This window comes from Streptomyces sp. Ru72, from assembly GCF_002920635.1.
Taxonomy (GTDB): domain Bacteria; phylum Actinomycetota; class Actinomycetes; order Streptomycetales; family Streptomycetaceae; genus Streptomyces.
In genome coordinates, this window is the sequence record NZ_PQSR01000088.1 from 21956 (window position 1) to 33063 (window position 11108).

The window sequence follows — 11108 nt, forward strand, 5'->3', positions numbered from 1 at the left end:
GGCTGTGGCGATGACGTCCGCGTTCATGCGCGGGGGCGGGGCGTGCGCAGTGCGGAGGAGGCCGTTCCGGACACGGCGAGAACCGAGAGCAGGACCAGGGCGCATGCCGGGCCGAGGACGGTCCAGGGCGCCAGTTCCACGTAAGGCTGGTTCTCCGACAGAAGGCGGCCCCACTCCGCGGTGGGCGGCTGGTCACCCAGCCCCAGGAAGCCGAGTGAGGCCAGCACGAGGACCGTGGTGGGCAGGCGCAGGAGGGCGTTGCGGAGCACGGCGGGCAGTACGGCGGGGAGCAGATGACGACGGAACAGATACCCCCGGCCTGCGCCGAAGGAGAGGGAGGCGAGCATGTGGCCGCAGGCCCGTTCCTGTTCGAGCAGGGCCGCGGCCTGAGCGGCGTAGGGGGTCCAGCCGACCAGGCAGACCGCAAACGCGGCACCCCACACCGACGGGCCGGTCACCGCGGTCGTCAGCAGGCCGGCAAGAACCGCAGGCAGTGTCGACACCGCCTCCGTCAGGCCCGCGCCCACCTGTGCCGCCATGCCGAGCGACAGCCCGGTGACCGTGCAGACCGCCGTCACCGCGAGTGCCACGCCGACCGTCCGCAGCGCCCCGTGGCCCAGCCGGGCCAGCAGGTCTCGGCCGAGCGCATCCGTACCCAACGGGTGAGCGGCCGAGGGCGGAAGCAGCCGGGCTGCCGTGTCCACGTGCAGAGGATCTCGCAGCAGTCCGGCGACGACCAGGGTGAGCAGCGCGGCGGCACTGGCTGCGGCGACCCAGCGGCTGGAGCGCGGTCGCGGGATGGCCGGCGCGTGCAGGGCGGGCAGGGCTCGGTCCCGCAGGGCCGGACCGAGCAGAGCTCGACGCAGGGCCTGGATCAGTAGGCCGGCGGTGATGCCGAGCAGGACCAGGACGAGTGTCGCGGTCTGCAGGGGCGGGAGGTCCTGAGCCATGGCGGCGTCCAGGGCGAGGCGGCCGAGCCCTGGAATGTTGAAGATCTTCTCCACCGCGACGGCACCGCCGACCAGCGCCACGACGGTCGGCAGGAGTTGCGGGAGCACACCGGCCAGCGCGCGGCGCAGCGCGTACCGTGCGATGCGGCGGGGTGCGAACCCGCAGGCGTACCAGGTCCGGGTCCACGGCTCCTGGAAGGCGGCGGGCAGTGCCTGGTCGAGCAGACCACCGATCATCGCCCCGGACGGCACACCGAGGGCCAGTGAGGGCAGCACCATCGAGGCGGGTCCCTCCCACCCACTGGAGGGGAACCAGCCCAGCCACACCCCGCACACGGTGGCGAGCAGTGAGGCGAGCAGGAACTTGGGCGGCGCGGCGAGGACGGCGGCCCCGGTGGCCCCTCTCGCCAGGTGCAGCCGACGCCGGGATCCGAGATGCAGGGTGCGGGCACTGATCAGCGCGGCGACAGCCACGGTGACCACGAGCGCGCCGAGCATCAGCGTGAAGGACACGGCGAAGGCGCCCGTCACCTGGGGCAGGACCGCTTCGCCCGACACCCAGGAGGTGCCCGCGTCACCCTGCGGCAGCCCCTCAAGCCACTGCGCGAAGTGGATGAACGGTCCCTGGTCCAGGCCGAGTTGGTGTCGTACGGCGGCCAATTGCGCGGGAGTGGGGTCCTGGTCGCCGGAGCGGGCCCGCAGGACCGTCAGCGCGGGGTCGTTCCCGGACAGCCAGGGCAACAGGGCCACGGCCGTCAGCAGTACGGCCCCGGCGGCGAGACGGCCGAGGCCCGCGCGCCACTGGGCCGGGCGGGCGTCGGCACTGACCGGCGTGATGCTCATCGGCAGCTACTTCAGGCGGGTGTCGACGTCGACCAGGGAACGCTCGCGAGGGTCGAGGAGCACACCCTCGACCTTTGGGGAGACGCCCTGGACGACCTTCTCGTGGACCAGCGGTACGACGGCGTCGGTGCGCAGGATGTCCGCCTCGGCCGACATGATGTCCTGCTGTCGCTTGGCCGTGTCGCCTTCCTCGGCGGCCGACTTGATCGCCTGGTCCACCTTGGAGTCCTTCAGACCGGCGATGTTGTAGACGCCGTCGCTCGCGAAGTCGCTCGCGAGGTAGGCGACCGCGTCGCCGGTGTCGAGGAGGGTCACCCGGGAGAGGATGACGGCGTCGTACTTGCCGGCGAGCAGGTCGGCCTCCATCTGCGTGTACTCCCGTACGTCCTGCTTCACGGCGAACCCGGCCTTCTCCATCTGCTGCTCCAGGACGGTGGCGGCCTCGGGCAGTTCCGCGCGGTTGGTGTAGGTGGCCAGGCGCAGGGTCCTCCCCTTGGTCTTCGCCCTGACCTGTGCGGCCGTGGCGGCCTGGGCGCGGCCGGTGACCTTCACCCGCTTGTCGGCGGCCCAGGACACGGCGGGCCCGAACAGGCCCTGTGCGGGGTCGGCGTACCCGCCGAAGACCGAGTCGACGAGGGCGGAACCGTCCACGGCCTCGCGGGCCGCAGCCCGCAGCGTGGCGTCGGTGAAAATGCCGCTTCGGGTGTTGAGGATCAGGCTGTCGGTCCGCACGGAGGGCACTACGTGGCGCGTGTCCTTGGGCAGGAGCTTCGCCTGGGCCGTGGGGATCCACTCGGCGATGTCGACGTCACCGGCACGCAGGGCGTTGGCCCGCGCGGTGCCGTCGGCGATCCAGGTCACGTCGATGCCGGGCGCCTTGGCCTTGCCGCCCCAGTAGCCGTCGAAGCGGTCGAGCGTGGCGCCGGTCTTGCCGGTGAGCTTCGTGATCTCGAACGGACCGGTTCCGGTGCCGACCGGGTTGGCCGTGCCGTCCTTGCCGTACGCCTTCGGCGAGAGGATGCTCAGCGCCGGGCTGGCCAGCCGCAGCGGGAGCACCGGGTCGGCGGCCTTGGTGCTGATGGTGACGGTGTCGGCGTCCTCCGCCTTCGCCGTCAGGGACACGTCGCTGAGGACGCGGGGCTTGGGTTCGGCCGCGCCCGCGTGGTCGAGCGCGTCGACCACGGATTCGGCGGTGACCCGGGTGCCGTCCTGGAAGGTGGCCTTGCGCAGCTCGAAGGTCCAAGTGGTGTCGTTCTGCTGCTTCCAGGACTTGGCCAGCGCGGGCACGGCGGCCCCGTCCCGGTCCAGCGCCGTCAGGCCCTCGGCCACGGACAGCTTGCTCAGCACGGTGGCGTCGTTGCTGTACGGCGACAGGGCCTGCACCGGAGGTACCGCGAGAGCGATCCTCAGCCGACCCGCCGAACCGCCTTGGGCATCCGTACCCGCGCTCCCCTCGCCGGACACGAAACAGCCGGCCAGCAGCGGGGTGAGAGCGAGGGCCGCGAAGAAGCCACGGAAGGTCGTACGCATGGGGATCCTGTCGTGCGGGGAGAAGGCGGTCCTGCCCCCGGCCACACCAGGTGGGGAGAAGGGGACCGGGTCATCATATAAGGCAAGGCTTCCCTTAGTTACCTCGATACCCGGGTGTGAACGAATCCTTGACTCCCCGGCATGTTCGGGGTTTCGGAACGCCGTGGCAGCCTCCGTCCGATCACGCCGCCCTCCGACGACGCCGTCGTCATGTCACGGAGTCGGCCGGCGATCTCCGACCCACCAAGGGGCGGCGACCCGCTTCTTGCATATGATGTGCAGGTGAATCTCCTCTGCATTAGGGTTGCCGCCGGTGACCCGTCACGCCCTGTTCCGACTGCCCGGCATCGCCCTCCGTCCGTCCGCCCTCGGCTTCCTCGGCCTGGGCGCCCAACCGCCCTTCCCCGAGTGGGGCCTGCTGCTCGCCGAGCACCGGCCCAGGGTCAGGGGGCCCGGTCGGGCCGGACGGGCCGAACTGTCCGCGTCCGGGGCGACGGACGCCCCCGCGCTTGCCATCTCTCCCCCAGACACCCCCTGACGGACACCACATGACCGCCATCTCCCGAGTCCTGGCTCGCCGAACCGCCCGCGCACCGCAGCGCCGCCGCGAGCGGACCTGGAAGAACCTTTCACCGCTGCTGCGACTGCTGATCCTGACCCAACTCGCCTTCAACGTCGGCTTCTACGCCGTCCTGCCGTTCCTCGCCGAACACCTCGGCACCGCGATCGGCATGGCCGGCTGGATGGTCGGCTTCGTCCTCGGCCTCAGAACTTTCAGCCAACAAGGGCTGTTCCTGGTCGGCGGCGGGCTCGTCGACCGCTACGGCGTACGTCCGGTCGTCCTCGTCGGCTGTGCGCTGCGGATCGCCGGGTTCGCCTGGCTCGGGTACGCGCAGGCGGCTTGGGCCGTGATCGGAGCGGTGGTCGTGATCGGTCTCGCCGCTGCGCTCTTCTCCCCCGCCGTGGAGTCCGAGGTGGCCCGGCAGGCGGTGGTCTGGGAGCAGGAGGGCCACGGCCCGCGTACCCGGGTCCTCGCCCTGTTCAGCGTGGCGGGCCAGGCCGGCGCCTTCGTCGGCCCACTGATCGGCGCGCTGCTGCTCGCCGTGGACTTCCGTACCGCCTGCCTCGCCGGGGCCGGGGTCTTCGTCCTCGTCCTCGCCGGGCATGCGTGGCTGATGCCGCAGCACATCCCCGGCCGGGTCCGCACCCGGCAGCGGGGCGGGATGCGCGCGATGGTGCGCAACCGCCGGTTCCTCGCCCTGTGCTGCGCGTACGGCAGTTACCTGCTCGCCTACAACCAGCTCTACCTGGCCCTGCCGGACGAGGTGCAGCGTGCGACGGGTTCGCAGGCGGCCCTGTCCTGGCTGTTCGGGCTCTCCTCGCTGCTGGTCGTGTCCGCTCAGCTCCCGGTCACCCGCTGGGCCGGCGACCGACTCGACCTGCGCCGCTCCATGGCTTACGGGTTGCTGCTCATCGCCGCCGGCTTCGCCGTGGTGGCCGCCGCCCACCCGGCCGGCTGGACGGGAACCGAGGGGCTCCTGCCGTGCGCGGGCTTCGTCGTCCTGCTCACCCTCGGCCAGATGCTGGTGACGCCGGCCGCCCGCGCCTGGGTGCCCGACCTCGCCGAGGAAGGCCGCATCGGCCTCTACATCGGTGCGCTGTACTCGGTCTCCGGTCTGATCGTCCTCGTCGGCAGCTCGGCCACCGGCTCCCTGCTCGACCTGGGCCTCCCGGCCGCCGTCCCGTGGCTGGTCCTCGCCGCCGTCCCCGCCCTGGCGGTAGGGCTGCTCCCCCGCCGTCCCCAACGCGACGAGGGCACGGTCGCGAAGCCCTGAGGGCCACGCGACCGTGGCAGGGGTTCCCGCGGAGGGGCGGCTGGGCGGCGGGCGTGGCTGTGCGGGCCTTCCGTCGAGAACGAAGGCCCGCAGCTACGGCGGGCCCACAGGCGAACGCGGCTGCGCCGGGGAGCGCATGGCTGACCCGCCGCAGCCGCTTGTCATGCCGGGGCGAGGGTCAGAGGGCCGTGAAGGTCCACAGCAGGTTGGTGCTGCTGTTCCCGGACCACTGCTTGGTCACGGAGCCCGAGGGCACGTTGCCGCCGCCGTCGAGGACGAGGCCGGTGGCGCGGTTGGCGATCCAGTACTTGCCGTCACCCTGGTACTTGAGCTGCCACTGCTGGGTGGTGCCACCGTTCCAGGTCGCCTCCAGTGCGGCGGAGCCGTTCGTGGTGGCGCCCCCGCCGTCGGCGACCATGCCGTTGGCGCGGTTGACCAGCTTGTAGTAGCCGTTGCCGAGCTCGACGGCCTGCCACTGCAGGTTGGTGCTGCCGTTCCAGGTCCACTGCTTGAGGTTGGAGCCGCTGGGGACGTTCCCGCCGCTGTCCAGCACCAGCCCGTCGGTGACGTTGGTGATCCTGAACCACGCCGCGGGGTTGAGCTGCACCTTCATCGACACGACGGCGTCGTTGTTGCCGGTGCCTCGCAGGTCGGCGTTGTCGGAGGTGAAGGTCCAGGCGGTGCCGGTGAAGTTGTCACCGGAGTAGCCGATGATCTGGTAACCGGGGGCCAGCTTCAGCGACGACAGGCTCCTGCTGGGCAGGCCGGCGAGCGTCAGCTGGTCGGCGTTGTAGGAGCCGATCTGGAGCACGGAGGAGGCGCCGGAGTAGTTGACGTCCTGGTAGACCACGGCCCCGGACAGTGGCTGCAGGGTCGGGATCCGGCCGGAGAAGGTCAGCTTCACGACGTAGGCGAGGGCGGAGAACGGCGCAGACGACGACGGCAGGGTCACGTGCAGCCCGGCCGAGTCCTGCGTCGGCGTGGGCAGGTTCGTGTAGGTGCCGGCGGTGGGGTTCAGCAGCTGCGCCGAGGCCAGGGAACCGACGTTGATCCGGGCCGAGTTGAGCGTCGATATCGTCAGCGTGCTCCCCGGCCAGCCGAGGACCGTGGCGTACAGGACGGTGTTGTTCTTGTTCCGGGTGAAGCGGATGTCCTGCGCGGTGCCGGCTTGCGGGGCGGTGAAGGACCCGCCGCCCATCCGCGTGGGACCTTCGCCGTACACCGTCCAGGCCCGGGTCGAGTAGATCGACTCGCCGAAGCGCTTCAGGTAGTCGCCGATGCCGAGGAGGATGTCCTTCTGTGCCTGGGGGATCGTGCCGTCGGCCATCGGGGCGATGTTGAGCAGCATGTTGCCGTTCTTGCTGACCCGGTCGATCAGTGAGTGCAGCATCTGCTGGGTGCTGTAGTAGCCGATGCCGTTGGTGTAGCACCAGCTGGAGCTGGAGATGCTGTCGTCGGTGAGCCAGTAGGGGGCGGTGATGTCGGCGGGGCCGCCACGCTCGTAGTCGAAGACCTCGCCGTGGCTGTTGAAGCCGTCCTTGTAGGTGGCGACGACTTCGCGACCCCAGGTGTTCGCCTGGTTGTAGTAGTACGACAGGAAGTTCAGCCGCTGGGTCTCGTCGACCTTGGACAGGTCGAAGTCCTCCCAGAGGATGTCGGGCTGGGCGAGGTCGATGACCTCCTTGAGCTTGTCGTACCACAGCTGGTTCTCCGCCGTGGTGCCCAGCTGCCCGTACAGCTTCTGCAGGCTCGGGTCGGACTGCGCCGGCACGTGGTCGTAGTAGCCGTTGAAGTTGAACGCGTGGTGCATGGCCACCAGGAGCTTCAGCCCCTTGCCGCGGATGGAGTCGGTGAACAGCTGGAGCAGGTTGAGCTTCGGGCCCTTGGCGACCGAGTTCCACTCGTTGACCTGGCTGTTCCACATGGAGAAGCCGTCGTGGTGTTCGGCGACCGGTCCGGCGAACCTCGCGCCCGCGTCGACGAACAGCTGCGCCCACGCGTCGGGGTCGAAGTTCCCGCCCGCCGACTTCAGCTTCGGTGCGAACTGTACGAAGTTGCCCGCCAGGTCCTTCGCCCCGTTGATGAAGTTGTGGTAGGGCCACGCGGACGGGTCGCCGTAGGTCGCGATGTGGTGCTGGTTGCACGAGTCGCCGCTGATGTACATCCTGCGCGGATACCACTCGTTCCCATAGGCCGGAACGCTGAAGACGCCCCAGTGGAAGTAGATGCCGAACTTGGCGTCCTGGAACCACTCGGGGGCGGGCGGGTGCTGGTCGACCGAGGTCCACGCCGGTGTGTAGGTGCTCGGTGCCGCCTGTGCGACGCCGGCCCCGAGGCCGCCGCCGGCGATGGCGGCCGCCGCGACGCATGTGGCTCCGGCCAGGAACTGGCGTCTGTTCAACGAGCTCGACATGAGGACATCCCTGAAGTGGGGGACAAGGGAAGACGCGACGCCCGCGGCACTGGAGTGCCGGACGTTACGCACGAAGTTCGACCATGTGACGTACTGATGTCAACGGGCGTGCAGGGATGAAAGCAACCTCTTGACCCTTGGTTTCATGCCTGTTTAGCACTTTATGTCCAGTTTTTCCCAGGCCAGACATGGAATGTTTCCGCACCACACGAGGCTGGCGAGGCCACGCGGGAAGTCCGCAGACACGCCGTCGGCGCATCACAGACACGCATCATTGATGGGATTTATTTAGCCGACTGGTCACCACAGCGAGCTCCGAGCCCACCTACTTTCCAGCGATTTCTCCCGAGACCTAGACAGCACCCTCGGTCGCCACCTATACATACATCCCATCTCTTCGACGCGGCGACATGGGACTGTCGCCCTGCGAACCGTCTCCCGCTCCGGGACCAGCGCGAGGAATCACCGATGAGACTCAGAACCGCTCTCTGCTCCACCGCCTCGGCCCTGTCCGCCCTGGCGCTGCTCAGCGCTTGCAGCAGTGGCTCGGGCACCGCTTCCACGTCGAGCGGCGCACCACTGGTCGGCGTCGACTACCCCCGTTCCGACACCGACTTCTGGAACTCGTACATCAAGTACACGCCGGAGTACGCCAAGCAGCTCGGCCTCTCGCTGAAGACCACCAACTCGCAGAACGATGTCGCCAAACTCACCGCCAACGCCCAGACGTTCATCAGTCAGGGCGTCAAGGGCATCGCGATGGCCCCGCAGGACACCGCCGCCATCGCGCCGACCCTGTCGCAGCTGGAGGCGAAGAAGATCCCGGTCGTCACCGTCGACACCCGCCCGGACACCGGCAACGTCTACATGGTCGTCCGGGCCGACAACCGCGCGTACGGCGAGAAGGCCTGTCAGTACCTGGGCACCAAGCTCGGGGGCAAGGGCAAGGTCGTCATGCTCCAGGGCGACCTGTCCTCCATCAACGGCCGTGACCGCACCGAGGCGTTCAACGACTGCATGAAGAAGAACTACCCCGGCATCAAGGTCTTCGGTGAGGCCACCAACTGGGACGGCGCGGTCGCCGCGCAGAAGCTGCAGACGGACCTGACCGCCAACCCGGACATCAAGGGCGTCTACATGCAGTCCAGCTTCGCGCTGTCCGGGACGCTGCAAGTCCTCAAGCAGAAGGGACTGCTGGTCGGCCCGAAGGACAAGAAGCACGTGTTCGTCGTCTCCAACGACGGCATCCCCGAGGAGCTGAAGGACATCGCCGCGGGCCAGATCGACGCCACGGTCTCCCAGCCGGCCGACCTCTACGCCAAGTACGCCCTGTACTACCTGAAGGCCGCGATCGACGGGAAGAAGTTCCAGCCCGGCAAGACCGACCACGACAGCACCATCGTCAAGGTCCGCGACGGGCTGCTCGAGGACCAGCTCTCGGCTCCGCTCGTCACCGCCGACGGGGGCACCTACGGCGGCGTGCCCAGCGTCAAGAGCGACGACAAGTCCCTGTGGGGCAACAACCTCGGCTGAACGACCTCGGCTGATCACACGCCCCGAAGACGAATGACGAACACACCAAGGCGGTTGAGATGAGCGACGGGGAACCAGCACTCCGCCCCGCACCCGCCCCGGCGGACGACGGACGGGTCCGGGAGGATCCGCCCGTCGTCGAGGCGACGGGCATTGTCAAACGATTCGGTCCGACAGTGGCCCTGAACGGCGCCGGGATCACCATCAGGCCCGGCGAGACCCATGCGCTCGTCGGCCGCAACGGAGCCGGCAAGTCGACCCTGGTGTCCGTCCTGACCGGCTTGCAGGCTCCGGACGAGGGGACGGTGGCCTTCGGCGGCGACCCGGCGCCGCGGCTCACGGACCGGGACGCCTGGCGGCAGCGCGTGGCCTGCGTCTACCAGAAGTCGACGATCATCCCCACGCTGACCGTGGCCGAGAACCTGTTCCTGAACCGGCACGACCGCGGCCGCCATCGCCTCATCAGCTGGCAGGGGGTGCGTCGCCGCGCACGGGACCTGCTGTCGACCTGGTCCGTGGACGTCGACCCGCAGACCCCCGCGGGTGATCTCAGTGTGGAGCAGCGGCAGTTCGTGGAGATCGCCCGCGCACTGTCCTTCGGCGCCCGGTTCATCATCCTCGACGAGCCGACCGCCCAGCTCGACGCGGCCGCGATCAACCGGCTCTTCGACCGCATCCGCGACCTGCAACGCCAGGGCGTGACCTTCCTGTTCATCAGCCACCACCTGCAGGAGATCTACGAGATCTGCGACATGGTGACGGTGTTCCGGGACGCCCGCCACATCCTGACCGCCCCGGTCGCGGAGCTCCCCCGCACGGAGCTCGTCGCCGCCATGACCGGGGAGGCCGCGGCCGACCGGCGCGGGGATCGTGCGAGCACCGTCGACACGGCGGTCACGCCGGCGCTCAGCGTCCAGGGCCTGAGCGGCGAGACCTACGGCGACATCACGTTCCAGATCGGTGCCGGGGAGATAGTCGGGCTCGCGGGAGCAGCGGGCAGCGGACGTACCGAGGTGGCGGAGACCGTCGTGGGACTGCGGACCGCCGACAGCGGTGAGGTCAGGATCGCCGGCAACCGTCCGCGGCCCGGCAGCGTGCCCGCCGCGCTCGCCGCAGGCGCCGGGTTCGTCCCGCAGGACCGGCACCACCAGGGCTTCGTGCCCGACATGTCGATCGCGGACAACGCCACGCTGTCCGTGCCTCGCAGGCTCGGCAGGAACGGATTCCTCAGCCGCAGCCGACGCGACCGGCTCGCCGAGGGGATGATCGAGAACCTGGCGATCAAGACGCCCGGACCCGACCTGCCCGTCTCCTCGCTGTCCGGAGGCAACCAGCAGAAGGTCGTCATGGCCCGCGCGCTCGCCGACGACCCCCGGCTGCTGGTCCTGATCAACCCGACCGCGGGCGTGGACGTGCGCTCCAAGGAGTTCCTCCTCGGCAAGGTCGAGGAGACCGCGGAGACCGGCACCGGAGTGCTCATCGCCTCCGACGAACTCGACGACCTGCGCATGTGCGACCGGGTCCTGGTGATGTTCCAGGGCCGGGTGACCACAGAGATCGCCCGCGGCTGGCACGACCACGACCTGGTGGCCGCGATGGAAGGAGTGGAACTCGATGCCTGAAACCGTCCTCGCGGACACCCCCGCCCCCGGGACCAGGGAGCCGAAAGCCAGGCGCACCGGCCTGTTCGGCGGCCGGCTCCAGGTCGCCCGGCTGCGCGACCTCGCCCTCGTCCCGGCCATCGTGGTCATCGCGATCGTCGGCCAGATCGTCAACCCGGTGTTCCTGCAGGCGGACAACCTCATCAACGTCCTGCAGACCATGTCCGAGATCGCCCTGCTGGTGCTGGCCCAGACGATGATCCTGATCGTCAAGAAGATGGACCTGTCGCTGGAGTCCACCATGGGCCTCGCACCGGGCGTCGCGGCCTGGCTCGTCGTCCCCGCCGGAGCGGGACACGGCCTCGGCCTCCTCCCCGGCGCATGGGCGATTCCCGTCACGCTC

At 69.6% G+C, this 11108-nt stretch carries 6 protein-coding genes and 2 pseudogenes; 5 read left to right on the forward strand and 3 right to left on the reverse strand.

Translation table 11 applies throughout. The features are described 5' to 3' along the window. Nucleotides 1–23 precede the first annotated feature (23 nt). Entirely contained in the window at nt 24–1793 is a 1770-nt protein-coding gene (locus C3488_RS30185; RefSeq protein ID WP_103844060.1) for an ABC transporter permease subunit, read from the reverse strand. Nucleotides 1794–1799: 6 nt separating this feature from the next. Beyond that, nucleotides 1800–3323 (reverse strand): ABC transporter substrate-binding protein, encoded by a 1524-nt coding sequence (locus tag C3488_RS30190; RefSeq protein ID WP_103844061.1) that lies wholly within the window; start codon nt 3321–3323, stop codon nt 1800–1802. Nucleotides 3324–3627: 304 nt separating this feature from the next. On the opposite strand from C3488_RS30190, the pseudogene C3488_RS30195 reads away from it, so the two are divergent. Together C3488_RS30195 and C3488_RS30200 are read left to right on the forward strand one after the other, a co-directional pair. After that, nucleotides 3628–3861, forward strand: a pseudogene (locus C3488_RS30195) (ABC transporter permease); the annotation flags it as partial. Between the two features lie 10 nt (nt 3862–3871). Beyond that, nucleotides 3872–5158: an MFS transporter gene (locus tag C3488_RS30200; RefSeq protein ID WP_103844063.1), complete on the forward strand. Its 1287-nt coding sequence runs from the start codon at nt 3872–3874 to the stop codon at nt 5156–5158. A 178-nt stretch (nt 5159–5336) separates the two neighbouring features. Here C3488_RS30200 and C3488_RS30205 read toward each other — a convergent pair whose 3' ends face one another. Beyond that, nucleotides 5337–7571: an alpha-L-fucosidase gene (locus tag C3488_RS30205; RefSeq protein WP_103844064.1), complete on the reverse strand. Its 2235-nt coding sequence runs from the start codon at nt 7569–7571 to the stop codon at nt 5337–5339. 468 nt (nt 7572–8039) lie between these two features. Between C3488_RS30205 and C3488_RS30210 the strand changes: the two genes are divergently transcribed. The 3 genes and pseudogenes from C3488_RS30210 to C3488_RS30220 all read left to right on the forward strand — a co-directional run. Next, nucleotides 8040–9104, forward strand: coding sequence for a sugar ABC transporter substrate-binding protein (locus C3488_RS30210; RefSeq protein ID WP_103844065.1), 1065 nt, complete (start codon nt 8040–8042; stop codon nt 9102–9104). A 59-nt stretch (nt 9105–9163) separates the two neighbouring features. Then, entirely contained in the window at nt 9164–10726 is a 1563-nt protein-coding gene (locus tag C3488_RS30215; RefSeq protein WP_103844066.1) for a sugar ABC transporter ATP-binding protein, read from the forward strand. Next, nucleotides 10719–11108: pseudogene (locus C3488_RS30220) on the forward strand (ABC transporter permease); the annotation flags it as partial. The gene C3488_RS30215 and the pseudogene C3488_RS30220, both read left to right, overlap by 8 nt.